This window comes from Arthrobacter sp. AZCC_0090 (assembly GCF_014207375.1).
Classification (GTDB): Bacteria; Actinomycetota; Actinomycetes; order Actinomycetales; family Micrococcaceae; genus Arthrobacter.
In genome coordinates, this window is record NZ_JACHEE010000001.1 from 204993 (window position 1) to 222700 (window position 17708).

Annotated in this window: 15 protein-coding genes; 10 read left to right on the forward strand and 5 right to left on the reverse strand. The window is 62.7% G+C overall.

Translation table 11 applies throughout. The features are described 5' to 3' along the window. Positions 1–32: 32 nt before the first annotated feature. Complete coding sequence (locus tag HNP00_RS01025; protein ID WP_184734984.1) at positions 33–2045, reverse strand: M3 family metallopeptidase; 2013 nt, start codon at positions 2043–2045, stop codon at positions 33–35. Between the two features lie 82 nt (positions 2046–2127). On the opposite strand from HNP00_RS01025, the gene HNP00_RS01030 reads away from it, so the two are divergent. Next, positions 2128–3309, forward strand: a complete 1182-nt coding sequence (locus HNP00_RS01030; RefSeq protein ID WP_311770462.1) for a CapA family protein — start codon at positions 2128–2130, stop codon at positions 3307–3309. Between the two features lie 91 nt (positions 3310–3400). Here the strand turns inward: HNP00_RS01030 and HNP00_RS01035 are convergent, their stop codons facing one another. Together HNP00_RS01035 and HNP00_RS01040 are read right to left on the reverse strand one after the other, a co-directional pair. Further along, on the reverse strand, positions 3401–4153 hold the full coding sequence (locus HNP00_RS01035; protein ID WP_184734986.1) for a type 1 glutamine amidotransferase: 753 nt from the start codon (positions 4151–4153) through the stop codon (positions 3401–3403). Further along, complete coding sequence (locus HNP00_RS01040; protein ID WP_184734988.1) at positions 4150–5445, reverse strand: Mur ligase family protein; 1296 nt, start codon at positions 5443–5445, stop codon at positions 4150–4152. Before HNP00_RS01040 ends, HNP00_RS01035 begins: the two co-directional genes overlap by 4 nt. Before the next feature lie 100 nt (positions 5446–5545). On the opposite strand from HNP00_RS01040, the gene pdxT reads away from it, so the two are divergent. The 9 genes from pdxT to HNP00_RS01085 all read left to right on the forward strand — a co-directional run bounded on the left by pdxT (position 5546) and on the right by HNP00_RS01085 (position 15422). Beyond that, the gene (gene pdxT / locus HNP00_RS01045) at positions 5546–6247 is read left to right on the forward strand and encodes a pyridoxal 5'-phosphate synthase glutaminase subunit PdxT (protein WP_184734990.1); all 702 of its coding nucleotides are present in this window, start codon (positions 5546–5548) and stop codon (positions 6245–6247) included. 3 nt (positions 6248–6250) lie between these two features. After that, entirely contained in the window at positions 6251–7006 is a 756-nt protein-coding gene (locus tag HNP00_RS01050) for a YebC/PmpR family DNA-binding transcriptional regulator (protein ID WP_184734992.1), read from the forward strand. 44 nt (positions 7007–7050) lie between these two features. Beyond that, positions 7051–7629 (forward strand): crossover junction endodeoxyribonuclease RuvC, encoded by a 579-nt coding sequence (gene ruvC, locus HNP00_RS01055; RefSeq protein WP_184734994.1) that lies wholly within the window; start codon positions 7051–7053, stop codon positions 7627–7629. A gap of 88 nt (positions 7630–7717) precedes the next feature. Beyond that, positions 7718–8362, forward strand: a complete 645-nt coding sequence (ruvA, locus tag HNP00_RS01060; RefSeq protein WP_184734996.1) for a Holliday junction branch migration protein RuvA — start codon at positions 7718–7720, stop codon at positions 8360–8362. Further along, complete coding sequence (gene ruvB / locus HNP00_RS01065; RefSeq protein WP_184734999.1) at positions 8355–9431, forward strand: Holliday junction branch migration DNA helicase RuvB; 1077 nt, start codon at positions 8355–8357, stop codon at positions 9429–9431. Before ruvA ends, ruvB begins: the two co-directional genes overlap by 8 nt. A gap of 189 nt (positions 9432–9620) precedes the next feature. Next, positions 9621–10004 carry a preprotein translocase subunit YajC gene (yajC, locus tag HNP00_RS01070; protein WP_184735626.1) on the forward strand — a complete coding sequence of 128 codons (384 nt, stop codon included), beginning with the start codon at positions 9621–9623 and terminating at the stop codon, positions 10002–10004. Positions 10005–10113: 109 nt separating this feature from the next. Further along, positions 10114–11868, forward strand: coding sequence for a protein translocase subunit SecD (gene secD / locus HNP00_RS01075; RefSeq protein ID WP_184735001.1), 1755 nt, complete (start codon positions 10114–10116; stop codon positions 11866–11868). After that, entirely contained in the window at positions 11868–12881 is a 1014-nt protein-coding gene (gene secF, locus HNP00_RS01080) for a protein translocase subunit SecF (protein ID WP_184735003.1), read from the forward strand. Before secD ends, secF begins: the two co-directional genes overlap by 1 nt. Before the next feature lie 147 nt (positions 12882–13028). Further along, entirely contained in the window at positions 13029–15422 is a 2394-nt protein-coding gene (locus tag HNP00_RS01085) for a bifunctional (p)ppGpp synthetase/guanosine-3',5'-bis(diphosphate) 3'-pyrophosphohydrolase (protein WP_184735005.1), read from the forward strand. 11 nt (positions 15423–15433) lie between these two features. Here HNP00_RS01085 and HNP00_RS01090 read toward each other — a convergent pair whose 3' ends face one another. Both HNP00_RS01090 and HNP00_RS01095 read right to left on the reverse strand, forming a co-directional pair. After that, positions 15434–16060, reverse strand: coding sequence for a type IV toxin-antitoxin system AbiEi family antitoxin (locus HNP00_RS01090; protein WP_184735007.1), 627 nt, complete (start codon positions 16058–16060; stop codon positions 15434–15436). Positions 16061–16150: 90 nt separating this feature from the next. Then, positions 16151–17659 carry a DUF349 domain-containing protein gene (locus HNP00_RS01095; protein WP_184735009.1) on the reverse strand — a complete coding sequence of 503 codons (1509 nt, stop codon included), beginning with the start codon at positions 17657–17659 and terminating at the stop codon, positions 16151–16153. Positions 17660–17708 lie beyond the last annotated feature (49 nt).

Sequence of the window (17708 nt, forward strand, 5' to 3'; positions counted from 1 at the left end):
GGTGACCGACCGGCGTCGTCTTTTGACAGGGGTTAGTACAGCCCGCGGCGCTTGAGGAGCGGCTCCAGGGAAGCATCGTGTCCCCGGAGCGCGTGGAAGGATTCCAGCGGATCCCGGCTGTTACCACGGGAGAGCAGTTCCGAGCGGAATCGTTCACCGTTCCGGCGCAGCAACCCGCCGTTTTCCGTGAACCAGTCCACCGTTTCCGCGTCCAGCACCTCGCTCCAGATGTAGGAGTAGTACCCGGCTGCGTAGAAGTCCCCGGCGAAGATGTGCTGGAAGTACCCCGTGCGGTAGCGGGGCGGTATGAGGGAGTGTGCTACGCCGGCCGCAGCCAGTGCCTTGGCCTCGAAATCCTGCGCGTCCTGCGGAACATCTTCCGCGTCCAGCACGTGCCAAGCCAAGTCCAATAGTGCCGCCCCAAGGTATTCCGTGGTGGCAAAACCTTCGCCCCAGAGCTTGGACTCGTTGAGGCGTTCAACGATCTCCTGGGGGAGCGGCTCGCCCGTGGCGTAGTGCCGGGCATAGTTGCTAATAATCTCGGGCCACATGAGCCACATCTCGTTGACCTGTGACGGATACTCCACGAAATCCCGGGGAACCGAGGTTCCGGAGAATCTTGGGTAGGTGACGTTGGAGAAAAGTCCGTGCAGCGCATGGCCGAACTCGTGGAAAGTCGTCCGGACTTCGTCCAAAGTGAGAAGGGTCGGTTCTCCGGTTGGCGGTTTGGAGATATTCAGGTTGTTGACCACCACTGGCTTGGTACCCAGGAGCGCTGACTGTTCGACGAGCGAGTTCATCCAGGCGCCGCCGCGCTTGGAGTCCCTCGCGTAGTAGTCGCCCAGGAAAAGGCCAAGCTCGGAGCCGTCTTCGTTTCGTACCTCCCAGAAGCGGACATCTGGGTGGTACCCCTCAAGGTCTTTGCGCTCATGGAAGGTAATACCGAAGAGGCTCGTGGCTGCGAAGAACACTCCATCCACCAGCACCCCGTCCAGTTCGAAATAGGGCCGTAAAAGCTGCTCGTCTACCGCATATCGTTCCCGCCGGACCTTCGCGGAGTAGTACGCCCAGTCCCAGGCTTCCAGCGGGTGTCCTGCGCTCTGCGCCAACGCACCGGCTTCGGCGTCAGTATTGCGGATTGCGGCGGGAGCGAGTCGGTTGAGCATTGCCTGCACGGCCGCAAAATCAGGAGCTGTCTGCCGGTCCATGAATAGTTCCGCGTAGTTTCCGAACCCCAGAAGGGCTGCCTTTTCAGCCCTCAAGCGCGCCATCGACTTCGCGAGCTCCAGGACGTCCAGTCTGCTGCCGTCGCTGCCCCGAGCGACGGATGCCTCAAACAAGCGGCGGCGGAGCTCGCGGTTCTCCAAAGAAGCCAGAGCGGGCTGGTTGCTCGGCTGGATAAGAGTCAGGAGGTTTTTCCCCTCATATCCTGCAGTGCGTGCTGCCTCGGCAGCGCTGGCGATCTCGTCCGCCGGCATACCGGCAAGTGCTGCGGCGTCGTCCAGCACAAGGGCCGCGTCCTTCATGGCTTCCTTGACGCGTTGGCCGTATTCCGTGCCCAACCGGGACAGTTCGGCATTGAGGCTCGTGAGTTTTTCCCGGTCGTCGGGATCGAGTTGAATCCCGGATTGGCGGAATTCCCTCAGGTATTCCTGCACCAGCCGGATGGACTCGTCATCGAGCCCTGAAGTGTCGATGGCTGCGAACCGCTCGTACAGCTCGCGGTTCAGGTACACGGCGTCTTGGTGCGCTGCGAAGAGGGGAGACAGTTCCGTTTCGAGCTTCTGGATAGCCTCGGAAGCATGGGCGGAAACCAAGGTGAAGAATGATGCCGCTGCCCGCTCCAGCAGGCGGCCGGAGCGTTCCATCGCAATCGCCGTGTTCTCGAAGGATGCCGGCTCAGGATTGTCCACGATGGACTGGATTTCGGCCAGGTGCCCAGCGATGCCCGCATCCACTGCCTCTGCGTAGTGGCGGTCCTGGATCTCTGCAAAGGGTGGCAATCCGAAAGGAAGCTTGCTCGGCTCCAAAAGAGGGTTCGTCATCAAGCAACCCTTTCATGCAGGGCCCCGGTTCACAACGATGTCCTGCGCGATTCCGCGTGCCCGCCGTCGTAGGATGAGGGCCATGGCCGCACCCACCCGCAAGCGTTTGTCAGTACTAGCTGCGGCCTCTGCCGCTTTGCTCACCGCGGCTGTGGGATGCGGAGTGGTTGCCGATCTCGACTCCAAGAAATCCAGTGCAGCTCAGGCCACTTTGGGCCCAGCGACTCCCACTTCCACCCCGGCACCCACGCCGACGCCGACACCCGGCAAGGGGCCTGAGTGCGTCGCCCTGCGCTGTGCTTCCGTTCTGGTCACGGGAGACATGCTGGTGCACGCGCAGCTTTGGCAGCAAGCGAAGCAGGATGCCATCGCCGCGGGCGGGACCGGCTACGATTTTGGGCCGCTCCTTGAGGGGCAACGGAAATACATCAAGCAGAGTGATTTGGCCATCTGCCACCTCGAGACTCCCGTTGCTGTCCCGCAGGGCCCTTTCTCGGCCTACCCGTCTTTCAACGTCCCGCCCCAGATCACCACCGCTTCCAAAGCGGTGGGATACCAAGCGTGCACCTCGGCCAGCAACCACACGATCGACCAGGGAACAGCCGGAGTCGTCCGGACCCTCGACGCACTGGACGCGGCCGGACTGAAGCACACGGGTTCGTATCGCACGCAGGCGGAATCCGAAGGCATCCTGCTCCTGAAGGCTGACTCTGCCACTGTCGCAGTGATTGCCGGGGCCTATGGGCTCAACGGCCAGGTTCCGGCATATAACTGGCAAGTGGACATGCTCGATCCTGTCATCATGATCGAGAAAGCCAAGAAGGCGCGTTCGATGGGCGCCGACATCGTGCTGGGCGTCATGCATGCCGGTGATGAGTATGCGAGCCAAGCCAACGCCCAGCAGCAGGACGTCGCGCACGCCTTGGTGGACAGCGGGCAATTCACGATGATCTATGGCCACCACACGCATTCGGTGCTGCCGATCGAAAAGTACAAGGGAACGTGGATCGTGTATGGCCTCGGCAATGGCGTGACGGAACTGTCGCCTTGGTATGTCGTCAACAATGAGGGCTTGCTAGTGAGGGCGCAGTTCAGCCAGGATCAGGGTGGCAAGTGGACTGCCTCGGACCTCGCGTGGGCGCCTTCGGTCATCGTGCGAAATCCGTACCGATGGTGTTCGGTTGCCAGCGACGCTCCACAGGGCGTTTGTGCCACGCCTGCCGCCGATGCGGAAACACGGGCACGTAACAAGGACAGTGGTTGAGTCCATGGGCGCGGCAGCGGCCGGAGCGCATGAACTCCTCATCACCAAGGAGAAATAGCTGCGCTGCCCAGCCCGTTCGCACGGTGCGCGGTTAGCGCGGGCGCCGCGCCGCGTGTTCGCGCGCCAGGCGAGCAAAGCCGTCGTCGGGCGCCCCGGGAACAAAGGTGCCGTACTTGCGTTCGACGGCGGTACGGATGAGGAAGTCGGCGATGGCCGGATTCTTGGGCAGCAAGGATCCGTGCAGGTAACTGGCAACGACGTTGCGGTGTCGCGCGCCTTCATGACCGTCTTTGCTGTTGTTGCCGGCGCCCTTGGACACGGTGCCGAGGGGCTCGACGCCGGGGCCAAGCGAGGTCTGCCCGCTGTGGTTTTCGTAGCCCAGGATTTCGCCGAACTCCGGCGAGGTGAGCGCGACGTTGCCGATGAGCCGCTCGTCGGTGCCCACGGTTTCGACGTCCAGGATGCCGATCCCGGGGATCACCGGGCCCGCCTTCGTCTTGAAGAACTTGCCGAAGAGCTGGTACAGCCCGCAAATGACCAGCATGGGCGTTCCGTCCTCCGCCATCCCGCGGAGTTGATCGCCGCGTGCCTGGAGGTCGTCCTGAATGACGAGCTGGCCGCTGTCCTGGCCGCCGCCGCCCACAATGATGTCCACATCTTCGGGGAAGTCGTCGCCCACGTTGTACTCAAGGAGGTCAGGTGTGTAGCCATGCCAGAGCAGGCGCTGCCGCAGGACCAGGGAGTTGCCCCAGTCCCCGTAGATGTTCATGTCGCGGGGATACAGCTGCAGCACCCGGATGGTGCCCTTGCTTGCATGTTGTGCGGTGTCTTCGGCCGGGGTCATGAGACCACCTCCACTGTGGTGATTTTGGAGAGTTCACGGCGGATGGCCAACATGGCCGTGTAAGTGCAGAAAACCCGTTTCGGCTTGCCCGCCGAACCCCGGATGAATTCGGTCAGGGCCGCGGGGATGTCGGTGTCCACGGAACCGAAACGGACGTCGTCGTACTGGAGCCGCAGGGCCATGTCGTACGCGCGGACACCGGTGAGGACCTCGACACCGTCCTCGCGGAGTGACTCGAATTCAACATCCCAGAGCCAGGACATGTCGCGGCCGTCGGCGTAGTTGTCGTTGATGGCGATCATGGAGGCGTAGCCCTTCGCCGGGAAGGACTTCAGGCCCAGGCGGAAACCGCTCGGGTTCTTGACCAGCACCAACTCAAGGGGCTGGCCATCCACCGTCAGGCTCTCCCCGCGGCCAAAGGCCGGAGCCACCTCGGAGAGCGCCTTGACCAGCTTGGCTGCGTCGCCGGGCCGTCCGCTTGCGCCGGTGATGCTCCTGGCCAGCACCAGTGCGGCGGCCGCATTGAAGATGTTGTAGACGCCGCGGAGTTTCATGTGCGTCGTCACCAGGGTTCCGTCGAACTCGAAGTCGGCGTCGTCGGCACCGACCCGGCGGAGCACGACGTCGGCCGCTTCGACGGCGGGAAGCTCACCTTGAGCGCTTATTCCGGGAGCCGCCGCGCGCATGTCGTCGTCGTTCGGGAAGGTGCTGCGCAGCGATTCGTCCAAACCGAAGTAGAGCACCTCGGGACCCTTTATCGCTCCTGCGATCCGGGCGACCCGCGGATCCTCGCGGTTCAAGACCACGGTTCCCGTGGTTCTTTCGGCGATGCGCTGAAGAAGCAGCGCAGTCGTGTCGATTTCGCCGAAACGATCCAGCTGATCGCGAAGAACATTGAGGAGGAGGCAATAGCGCGGCGGGACCTTGTTCACGAAGTGCACGGCATGTGCCTCGTCAAGTTCCAACACCGCGACGTCGGCGTCCAGCCTGCCGCGCCAGTCCACCTCACCCAGGAGGGCCGCTGCCACGCCGCGGGTGAAGTTGCTGCCCGTGCGGTTGGTAAAGACCTTCAAGCCTTGGCTTTCAAGCAGTTCCACCACCATCTTGGTGGTGGTCGTCTTGCCATTGGTCCCACTCACCACTGCCACGCCATGGGGGAGCGAGGACAGCGTCCGTTGCATGAAGCCGGGGTCGATCTTCTCGACCACGAGGCCAGGCAGAGCCGAACCTCCGCCGCGAAGCCGGGACACAGCACGGACCAGCTTGCCGAGTGGAACGGTGAACGAAAACATGCTCTGTAATATATCCCAGTTGGGGCATGGACCACGTGCCGTGAGCCCGTGGTTGGGCCCCGGGGCGAGCCTGGCATCAGCGGCGCATTATGATGGTCGAATGACCAATCCCCCTTCCGAGGCGTCATCAAGCGTGGGTTCCGGCCTGCGCATCGGCGTCCTCGCCCTACAAGGCGATTTCCGTGAGCACCTCCACGCCGTCGAAGCGGCCGGTGCCACTGGCGTCGGCATCCGGCGTCCGGCAGAACTCGACGACATTGACGGCCTCATTATTCCCGGCGGTGAGTCCACCACCATCGATAAGCTGGCGCGCATCTTTGAACTCGCCGATCCCATCCGCAAACAGATCGCGTCCGGGCTGCCGGTCTATGGATCCTGCGCCGGCATGATCCTGCTGGCGGACGACATCGCCGATCCCGCCACGGACCTCGGCGGGAACCCCCAGCAGACTTTCGGTGGATTGGACATCACGGTCCGTCGCAACGCCTTCGGCCGGCAGCGCGAGTCTTTCGAAACCGACCTTGATTTCAAAGGCCTCGAGTTCAGCGCAGGCGAGTCCGGCGTCGACCCCGTCCACGCCGTCTTCATCCGCGGACCGTGGGTGGAACGCGTGGGTCCCGGCGTCGAAATCCTTGCCCAGGTGGAACCGGGAAAAGCCACCCACACCGACACTTTGCACGGGTTGGCTAGAATTGTTGCAGTGCGCTCAGGTCGGTTGCTGGCCACCTCCTTCCACCCGGAAGTGACTGGGGAGAAGCGCGTGCATGAATTGTTTATTCGAATGATCAGAGGGGAAGTTTAAAGCATGTCAGGCCACTCCAAATGGGCGACGACCAAGCACAAGAAGGCCATCCTCGATAGCCGCCGGGCAAAGTCGTTCGCCAAACTGATCAAGAACATCGAAGTTGCGGCCCGCATGGGCGGACCAGACCTTGCCGGCAACCCCAGCCTGGAACTGGCTGTCACCAAAGCCAAGAAGACATCGGTCCCCGCTGATAACATCGACCGCGCCATCAAGCGCGGAGCCGGCCTGACCGGCGAAGTGGTCGACTACACGGAGATCATGTACGAAGCCCGCGGCCCGCAGGGTTCCGCCCTCCTGATCGAGTGCCTTACGGACAACAAGAACCGTGCCGCCTCCGAGGTCCGGCTGGCTATCTCCCGCAACGGCGGCACCATTGCCGATCCCGGTTCCGTGAGCTACCTCTTCACCCGCAAGGGCGTCGTCAACCTGCCCAAAAACGGGCTCAGCGAAGACGACATCCTGATGGCCGTGCTCGACGCCGGCGCCGAGGAAGTCAAGGACAGCGGCGAGAACTGGGAAATCCACTCGGAGCCCACCGACCTCCAGTCCATCCGCGAAGCGCTCAAGGAAGCCGGCATCGAATACGAGACGGACGAAGCTGAATTCGTCCCTTCAATGCAGGTGCCACTGGACCTCGACGGCGCCAAGAAGTTCATGAAGCTCGTCGATGCCCTTGAGGATCTCGACGACGTCCAGAACGTGTACACCAACGCGGACATGAGCGAGGAAGTCCAGGCTGCCCTCGAAGCCGAGTAGCGCCCCTTGCAACACAGCTTCATAACAAACAGGGAGGCCCGGACTTGACTCTTCGCGTATTGGGAGTCGATCCGGGCCTCACCCGTTGCGGCATCGGAGTGGTCGACGTCGAACGGAACCGGCGCGCCACCATGGTGGCCGTCTGCGTCGTGGGAACCTCGCCGGAGCAGTCATTGGACCAGCGGTTGCTGGTCATCGCTGAGGCGATCGATGAATGGCTCGACCTCTACAAACCCGACGTCCTTGCGGTGGAACGGGTCTTCTCCCAGCTGAACGTGAGCACGGTCATGGGTGTGGCCCAGGCGTCCGGCGTGGTCATCGCCGCCGCCGCGCGACGCGGTATCCCGGTGGCACTCCATACGCCGTCGGAGGTCAAAGCCGCTGTCACGGGTAGCGGTACCTCCAACAAGGAGGCCGTGACGAAACTCATTACCAAGATCCTGCGCCTCGACGCCCCGCCCCGTCCCGCGGACGCCGCAGACGCGCTGGCCCTTGCCGTCACGCACGCGTGGCGGGCGGGCAGCGGCGCCGCCGTTGCGACCACCGGACCAGGGAGTAGCGCGCTGACGCCCGCCCAGAGGGCCTGGGCCGAAGCCGAGGCGAAGGCGCGCCGCGCCCGGTAATTGTCCATGGCCCTTGCTAGGGTATTCGTAGATATGTTCGGATAGCCCGCGGCGCAGCACGCACGGGCAGTACTTCAGGAGCCGGGTCTTGATCAGTTTTCTCCGCGGAACCGTGGCACACGTCAGCCTGTCCACGGCTGTTATCGATCTCAACGGTGCCGGAATGAGCGTTTATGCCACGCCCCAGACCCTCAGCCACCTGCATGTCGGCCAGGAAGCGAAGCTGTTCACCTCGTTGATCGTCCGGGAGGACTCCCTGACGCTCTTTGGTTTCTCGAACGACGACGAGCGGGAAGTTTTCGATGTCCTGCTCAGTGTGAGCGGGGTGGGGCCGCGGTTGGCCCTCGCCGTACTGGCCGTTCATGAACCCGAAGCAATTCGGGTTGCCGCCCATTCCGGTGACGCCAAGTCTTTCACCAAAGTTCCCGGCATCGGGCCCAAGGTGGCCGGCAGGATCGTCCTGGAGCTTGCGGGCAAGCTTGTACCGCACGGCACCGCGCCGGGGGCTGCCCCCGCCGTCGCCGCCGAAACGGTTTGGAAGCCGCAAGTGGTCGCGGCCATGACGAGTCTCGGCTGGTCTGAGAAGGATGCCGCCGGCAGCATCGACAAGGCAATGGCGGATTCCCCGGAGCTTGCGGACGCCGGTAATGTCGCCCACATCCTGCGCGCTACCCTGCGTTGGCTCGGCCAGGATGGCGCCCGCGCAGGAAACCGGGTAGGCAGCCGTGGCTGAGCAGTCCCTCGTTGCGGGGGGAGAGGAGCCCGAGGAGCGGATCATCGAGGCCGCGCTGCGCCCGAAGAACCTCCACGACTTCGTCGGTCAGCACCGTGTTCGCAAGCAACTTTCACTCGTCCTGGAGGCCTCGAGAATGCGTGGGCGCAGCGCAGACCACGTGCTGCTCTCGGGCCCCCCGGGACTGGGCAAGACCACGCTCTCCATGATCATCGCTGCCGAGATGAACGCTCCCTTGCGTATCAGCAGCGGACCGGCCATCCAGCATGCCGGGGATCTGGCTGCTATTCTCTCCTCGCTTTCAGAAGGCGAAGTGCTCTTCCTCGATGAAATCCACCGCATGTCCCGGCCCGCCGAGGAAATGCTGTACATGGCCATGGAAGATTTCCGGGTGGACATCGTGGTGGGCAAGGGGGCAGGGGCAACCGCTATTCCGCTGGAGCTGCCGCCTTTCACCCTCGTGGGGGCGACTACCCGGGCCGGACTCCTACCCGGACCATTGCGTGACCGTTTCGGATTTACCGGACATCTGGAGTTCTACTCGGTGGCAGAGCTTGAGTTGGTTCTGCGCCGCTCAGCAGGACTTCTTGACTTGAAGGTCAATTCCGCCGGGTTCAGCGAGATCGCCGGCCGTTCCCGTGGAACACCGCGTATCGCCAACCGTCTGCTGCGCCGCGTGCGGGACTGGGCCTTGGTCCACGGAATCGAACAGATCGACGCCCGTGCTGCCTCTGCCGCTTTGGACATGTACGAAGTGGACCAGCGCGGACTGGACCGTTTGGACCGCGCCGTCCTGGAAGCTCTCATCACCAAGTTCAACGGGGGTCCGGTGGGGCTGTCCACCCTCGCGATCGCTGTCGGGGAAGAGACCGAGACGGTTGAGACCGTGGCTGAGCCCTACCTTGTTCGTGAAGGGCTTCTTGGGCGGACACCGCGGGGCAGGATTGCCATGGCGTCCGCATGGACCCACCTTGGATATGCCGTGCCGGCCGGAGTGTTCGGGCAGGATCCGCTGGCGTTGTTCGAGGTCAGCGAAAACGAGTCCGAAATCATCGATACCGGGCGTTAGCACGATCTATTCAGCTTTAGCCCCTAGACTGGTATGACACTCGGCACGTTCGAGTCCTTGGTTCTATGCCCGCCCGTCGGAGCATTGTGCGGCCAAGTGGGGAAAGCTCCACGGCCGTCGGATCCACCGGGCAGACATGGCCGTGAAACCAAAAACGTAAGTAAAGAACGGAACTTCCCTGTGGATCCAATGACAATCCTGCTGTTTGCCATGCTTGGCGTCTTCATCTTCATGATGTTCCGCCGCAACAAGAAGACGCAGCAACAGCAGGCCAAGCTGCAGTCTCAGTTCGCTCCTGGCGTTGACGTCATGACCAGCTTCGGTCTGTTCGGTCGAATCGTCTCGATGGACGACGCCGAGAACAAAGTTGTCCTTGAACTGTCTCCCGGCAACCTGGCTACTGTGCACCGCCAGGCTGTTACCAAAATTGTTGAGCCCGCCGAGGAAGCGGCTGTTGACGTTCCTGATGATGCGTCGTCCCTGACGGCCGCTGACACCGACGCGCCAGCCCCTGCTGAGACCCCGGAGGAAACCCTCAAGCACCTCAACGATGAGGGCAAGAAGGACAGCTAGTCCGTACCCGCATCACCAGCGGGAAAAGTTCTACGGCAATGAATCGCCGCCGGCCTGCGCTCACCAGTGCACGTCGGCGGCTGTTCCGTCATCAACAGGAAGATCGAACATGGCACGAACCGGCCACAAAAATGCAGCCCGCAGGGTGCTGATCTGGCTTGTCGCAATATTCGCTGTACTGACAGCAGTCCTCGGTGGCGGCGTCATTACTGGTCATGCAAGCTGGGCACCAAAGCTCGCGCTTGACCTTGAGGGCGGTACGCAGATGATCCTCGCACCGAAGGTCGAGGGTTCTTCGGGCATCAACGAGGAACAGCTGAACCAAGCTGTGGCGATTATTCGCCAGCGCGTTGACAGCTCAGGCGTAGCCGAAGCGGAAATCACCACGCAGTCCGGCCGGAACGTGGTTGTCAGCCTCCCTGGCACGCCCAGTTCGGAAACCCGTGCCTTGATCCAGGCCTCGGCGGATATGAACTTCCGTCCCGTCATCACGGCGGGAGACCCTGCGGCGGTACCGGCGGCATCGCGGACTCCGGACGCAAGCCTGCCCAAGCCCACGGCTGCGCCGACGAACGCCAGTGACACCAACTGGGTAACTGCGGACGTCTACAAGGCATTCGAAGCCTTGGACTGCGCCAATCCGGCCCAGGACAAGCAGCCGCGGTCCGATCCCGCCAAGCCCTTGGTGACGTGCGAGCCCGCAACGGCCACCACCCCTGCGGTCAAGTACATCCTTGGCCCGGTTGAAGTGAAGGGCCAGGACATCGTGTCGTCCTCCTTCGATCCCGTTCAGGGCGCCCAGGGCTCCGTCACCAATGCCTGGGGCGTAACCATCACGTTCGACGCTAACGCCACCAAGACCTTCAAGGACGTTACCCAAAGGCTTAACCAGTTCTACGTGGCTTCGCAGGCACAGGGTGGCAACGACCCCAAGGCCCAGTTCGCCATCGTCTTGGATGATCAGGTCATCTCTGCGCCGCGTGCCCTTGCCGTTATCACTGATGGGAAGCCGCAGATCACCGGTAACTTCACAGAAGCATCCGCAAAGGCCCTGGCAGACCAGTTGCGGTACGGTGCCCTTCCCATCAGCTTCGACATCCAGTCCGAGGAGCAGATCTCGGCTACGCTCGGTGGCGATCAACTGCGCCTGGGACTCATGGCCGGCGTGATTGGCCTTCTGCTCGTCGTGGTTTACTCCCTCTTCCAGTACCGGGCACTGGGCTTCGTTACCATCGCCTCCCTCGTGGTGGCGGGCGGGCTTACCTACCTCGCCATCGCGATCCTTGGCTGGACGGAGAACTATCGCCTTTCGCTTGCCGGCGTGGCGGGCCTGATCGTGGCCATCGGCCAGACTGCCGACTCGTTCATTGTGTACTTCGAACGCATCCGTGACGAACTGCGCGAAGGCAAGGGCCTCGTATCGGCCGTTGAGAATGGTTGGAAGCGCGCCAAGCGAACCGTGCTGGCTTCCAAGGCGGTCAACCTGCTCGCGGCCTTGGTTCTCTACTTCGTTGCCGTTGGAAACGTTCGCGGCTTTGCCTTCACCCTCGGCCTCACCGCCTTGGCAGACCTGCTGGTTGTGTTCATGTTCACGCACCCGACCCTTCAGGTGTTGGCACGGACCAAGTTCTTCGGGGAAGGCCACCGTTTCTCCGGTCTGGACCCTGAGCGCCTCGGCGCCGTGCCGCTGTACCGCGGTGCCGGCAGGCTCCGCACGCCGACGGAAAAGCCCGCCGTCGTGCGCGCCCGCAACACAGGTGCCGCAGCGGAAGCAGAGCGCCGCATGACCATCGCCGAACGCCGGCTTGCGGAAAAGCAAGCGCAGCTGGCTGGTTCTTCCAACGGCACCAAGGAGGAGAAGTAATGACCACGAGCTTCGCTAAATTCGGTAACGAGCTCTACACGGGCAAGCGCTCCTATAACTTCGTCGGTGCCAAGAAGATCTGGTTCATCATCGCCGCAGTCGCAGTGGCGATTTCCATCCTCCTGCCGGTGGTCAAGGGCGGCTACAACCTCGGGATCGATTTCCGGGGCGGCTCTGAGTTCACGGTCTCCAACGTCAAGACGACGGATCCCGGAGTCGGTGAAAAGACTGTTCACAGTGTTGTTTCGAGCGCGATCCCGCGCGTCGCAAACGTGGCCGGCAACACCATGCGGATCCAGACGGACAAGCTCAGTGACGACGAAACCATCAAGATCAAGGCTGGCCTCGCGAAGGCCTACGGCGTCACAGACAACGAGGTCACCTCAACCTTCATTGGCCCCACCTGGGGCCAGGATGTCACCAAGCAGGCCCTGATTGGCCTTGCGGTTTTCGTCGGTTTGGCCGCTCTTTTGATGGCTTTGTACTTCCGCACCTGGAAGATGTCGGTTTCCGCCCTTGCCGGCATGTTGGTCACGATGTTCAGCACCGCAGGCGTCTACTCCTTGAGCGATTTTGAGGTGACACCGTCGGCTATTATTGGCTTCTTGACGGTCCTGAGCTATTCCCTCTACGACACCGTGGTGGTTTTCGACAAGATCCGCGAAAACACCTCGGACATCGGCACCTCCAGCCGGCGCACTTTTGCCGAAGAGGTCAACCTTGCCGTCAACCAAACTTTGGTGCGCTCCATCAACACTATGATGGTGGCGGTACTTCCTGTCGCCGCGATTCTCTTCATCGGTGCCGGCCTGTTGGGAGCGGGAACGTTGCGTGACCTCTCCCTGGCATTGTTCGTTGGCATCCTGATCGGTACCGCTGCCACGATCTTCATCGCAGCACCTCTTTACGCGTGGCTGCGCCAGAGCGAACCGGAGCTCCAGAAGCAGGCCAAGAAGGTGGCGAATCGACGCGCGGCGGCCGCCAGCTCGAGTTCGGAAACTGCCCCCGTCTAACCTGGGATCCCTCGAAAGGGCCGGTCACCGCTGAATTGCGGTGCCGGCCCTTTCCGTTCCCTGCCCCGTCATGTGGGTACCGGTTCTTGGACAGGTCACCAGCGGGAATAGACTGGGAGAATTAAGTCAGTCGTGAGAGGTGCTTTTGTGGAGGAACGTACGACGTCGGCGCCACCGGCGGGCGGGGAAGACGGCCTGAGCCGCGTGCCCGGCACCGCTTCTGCAGCTACGGGCAGCACCTCAGGTGGTGTTCCCGTGGACAGCCCAGGCGTGCGCCCGACGTTTCCCGGACGGCGCGAACGGACGCGCTCAAGGCTGGCGAAACTGACAGGGCGCGGCGCGAGCACGTATTCGCCTATCCTTGAACCTCTTCTGCGGACAGTCAGGGCGAACAACCCCAAGGAAGACCTCGACCTCATCCAGCGGGCCTTCACGGTAGCCGAGCGCAGCCATCAGGGGCAGAAGCGCAAGAGTGGCGATCCATACATCACCCACCCCGTGGCGGTGGCCACGATCCTGGCTGAGCTCGGGCTCACTGGCACCACCCTGGCTGCTGCACTCTTGCACGACACAGTGGAGGACACGCCTTACACCCTCGCTGACTTGACCCGTGACTTCGGCCCCGAGGTCGCGATGCTCGTGGACGGCGTCACCAAGCTGGACAAGGTTCAATTCGGTGAAGCCGCGCAATCCGAGACCGTCCGCAAGATGGTTGTGGCCATGGCCAAGGACATCCGCGTGCTGATGATTAAGCTTGCGGACCGCCTGCACAATGCACGCACGTGGAGATTCGTTTCCGCTGAATCGTCTGCCCGCAAAGCGCGTGAAACACTTGAGATCTTTGCGCCTCTGGCCCACCGCCTGGGCATGAACACCATCAAGTGGGAACTCGAAGACCTTTCTTTCGCCGCCTTGTACCCGAAGGTGTACGAGGAGATCGTCCGGATGGTGGGGGACCGCACCCCGGAGCGCGAGAAGAGCTTGAGCGTCATCCGCAACCAGATTGCCGAAGACCTGCGGGTTGCCCGGATCAAGGCCACCATCACGGGACGGCCCAAACACTACTACTCGATCTACCAAAAGATGATCGTCCGGGACAAGGACTTCGACGACATCAACGACCTCATGGGCGTGCGTGTTCTGGTGGACTCCGTCCGTGATTGTTACGCCGCTCTTGGCACCTTGCATTCGCGCTGGAACCCCCTGCCCGGGCGGTTCAAGGACTACATCGCCATGCCGAAGTTCAACATGTACCAGTCCTTGCACACCACGGTCATAGGGCCTGGCGGCAAGCCTGTCGAGATCCAGATCCGTACGCACGAGATGCACCGCCGTGCCGAGTATGGCGTGGCGGCCCACTGGAAATACAAGGACCAGCCCAACCGGACGGCTGTGGGCCCGGGAAGTCCCAAGGACGGCGACATGGGCTGGTTGCGTTCGCTGGTCGACTGGCAGCAGGAAACCTCGGATCCGGGTGAGTTCCTGGACTCCCTCCGTTTTGAGATCAATGCCCGTGAAGTGTTCGTCTTCACCCCCAAGGGCGAGGTCATGGCCCTTCCCGCAGGCTCCACGCCAGTGGACTTCGCATACGCGGTCCATACCGAGGTGGGTCACCGGACCATCGGCGCGCGTGTCAACGGCAAACTGGTGCCGCTTAACAGCGAGCTCAATCACGGCGACTGGGTGGAGATATTCACCTCCAAAGCCGAGGGTGCAGGTCCGAGCCAGGACTGGCAGCATTTCGTCAAGAGCGCCCGGGCCCGCAACAAGATCCGCCAATGGTTCAGCAAGGAACGGCGCGAAGAGGCTATCGAGCGCGGCAAGGACCAGCTCACCCGCGCCATGCGCAAGCAGAACTTGCCGCTGCAACGCCTGATGACGCATGACGCCCTGTCGACGGTGGCAGAGGAGTTCCACTACGTGGATATTTCGGGTCTCTACGCCGGTGTAGGTGATGGGCACACTTCGGCGCAGTCCGTCATGGAAAAGCTCATGGAGCACCTTGGCGGCCATGAAACACCCGACGAGGACCTGGACGAAGTCAGCATCCCCTCGCAACTTCAGAAGACCAAGTACTCGGACTCCGGCGTCATTGTCCGGGGAGCCGGGGATGTCTGGGTCAAGCTGGCCCGCTGTTGTACGCCTGTCCCACCTGACCCGATCCTGGGCTTCGTGACCCGGGGCTCGGGCGTGTCGGTACACCGCACGGACTGTACGAATGTCTCGGATCTGCGTGACCAGCCGGACCGCATCGTCGAAGTTGAATGGGCTCCCACGCAGTCCAGCGTCTTCCTGGTCGAGATCCAGGTGGAAGCACTTGACCGGAAGTCGTTGCTGTCGGATGTCACCCGCGTGCTGTCTGAGAACCATGTCAACATTCTGGCCGCTTCCGTGCATACCTCCAGCGACCGTGTGGCCATCTCGCGTTTCGCCTTCGAAATGGGAGACCCGAAGTACTTGCACCACGTACTTAGTGCCGTGCGCAGGATCGATGGCGTCTTCGATGTTTACAGGACGACGGGAAACCGCCGGAGAAGCTGAACCGTAGGAAGTCAGGCGGCCGCCTCAGGTGGGAGCGACTGAGGCTGGGTCGATAACGCGGCGAGCTTGCGCAACGCGGACTTCTTGTGGGGGACCCTTGGGGATGCCTCCACAGCGAGGGCGAGTAGCCTCAGGCGGACGCCCAGTTCATCCTTGGACAACATCATTCTCAGGGCGGGCAGGGCCCTGTCGGCTTCGACGTTCAGGGCCACATCCACCGCCGTCCGGAGAGGACTGGTCACCATCAGACCGCCGACGCTGACCACATCCAGTTGGCCTAATCGGACTTCGTGCAGAATGCAGCCACGGGCCGAGCGCACGCTCGATATGCGGTGTTTCGCGTCCACCAGGAGCGAGAGCCTCTCGGGGGCATCGGCACAGCCGTAGATCCAGGCCGCAGTCATCCGGCCGGCAATGACTTTCCTGCGGATGCGATCCGGTACCACCAAGGCGGCCGCTCGGGCGCGGAGCCGTGGCGTGACAGCCAATCCAGGAGGGGTGAAGCTCTTCTCGTAGAGTGGCGTGAGCACGCCGTCGGCGGCCATTGATTGAAGCTCGGCCCACGTGAACAGCGGGCTGGGCGCATACACTTCCTGGGTGAGGAAGTCCTGTTGCGGGGGCGGGAATCCAAGGGCCATTCAGCAATCATCGCGTGGCTGCCGCAATGAAAACAGGCTCTGTCCCGGTTATGTGGATAACCGGGACAGAGCCTGTCAGTTTAGATGGCCCTAGGCGAGGTCGTTGGCCGAGCGCTGGATCTGGTCGAGCCAGGCCTCACGTGCTTCAAGGGCTTCGCGGGCAACCTTGATGCGGCGTTGGTCCCCGGCTTTTTCCGCCTTTTCGAGGTCTTCTTTCAGCCCGGCGATGGCAGCTTCCAGCTGCGACAGGGCGCTGTTGGTGCGGGCCTTGGTCTCCGGGTTGCTCCGGCGCCACTTGTCATCTTCGGCTTCCCGGACTGCATCCTCCACCTTGCGCAGTCCGGCTTCAATCCTGCCCATGTCGGCGCGGGGCACCTTGCCGGCTTCTTCCCAGCGGTCGCGGATGGATTGAAGGGCCTTTTTGGCGGCGTTCAGATCGGTGATCGGCAGCAAGGCCTGGGCCTCTTTGATGAGCTCTTCCTTGACGGCAAGGTTGGCCGTGTACTGCTGGTCAATCTCATCGTTGGCGGCTTGGCGGTTGCTGAAGAAGACGTCCTGGGCGGCGCGGAAGCGTAGCCAGAGGGCGTCGTCGTCCTTGCGGCTGGCGCGAGGCGTGGCCTTCCACTGGTCCATGAGGCGGCGGTACTCACCGGCTGCGAAACCCCAATCCGTGGAGCTGGAGAGGGCTTCGGCCTCAACGATCAGCTGTTCCTTGGCAACCTTCGCTGCCGAGTTCGTGCTGTCCAACTGGGAGAAGTAGGCGCGGCGGTGGCGGTCGAAGACGGTGCGTGCCGAGCGGAACCGCTTCCACAGCGCGTCCTCATTGCTTCGTCCAAGCCGGATGCCGTTCTTTTGGGCTGTCTTCCAGCTCTCGAAGAGTTCGTTCATCCGGGCGCTCGACGTCTTCCACTGGACCTGGGACGGATCCTGGGACGCAATCGATTCGGCTTCGGCAACGATCGCCTCGCGTGCCGCGAGTTCCGCGGAGCGTGCGGCTTCGTGCGCGGCCTTCTCGGACTTCTCCAATTCGGAAATCTGTCCGGCCAACGCGTCCAGGCGGGTTTCCGCGGTGCGGATGTCGCCCACCATGTTGCGCTCAGCCAGCTGCTCGCGCAGGTGGTCGACCGTCTTCTGCATATCCGTGGCCGGGGCCTTGGACTCCACGCGGTGTTCCATGAGGACGATCTGCGCAACCACGTCTTCGTACTTCCGGGCGAAGTAGGCCAACGCCTCGTCAGTGCTCACGCCGGGATACTGTCCCACCGGCTGCTCTTCGCCGTCGATGGTCAGGAAGACGTGACCATCGCCCTCGGCGCGCCCCCATTTGGCGGCCTCCGCGAGCGACACGGCGGTGGGCTGGGCCGCCGGTGCGGCCGGAATGACGCTCGCAGGGGCCTTTGGACGGGCAGCAAAAGCTGCAGGAGACGGTGCGTGCGAGGAGGCCGGGCGTGGCGCCGGAGAGGCCGGCTTCGGTGCGGACTCGGCCGCGTCGTCTGCCGGGGCAGCTGGTTCAACGCCGGTTTCGCCGGGTGTCGGCGCCTGAATTTCTTCTTCGTTGGCCATTACTGCAGTTTCGTCGGATTTCTGACTGTCTGTCACCGCTAAAAGTCTTTCGCTTGGAGGGATTACTAAGGTAAGGCGCCCTGGA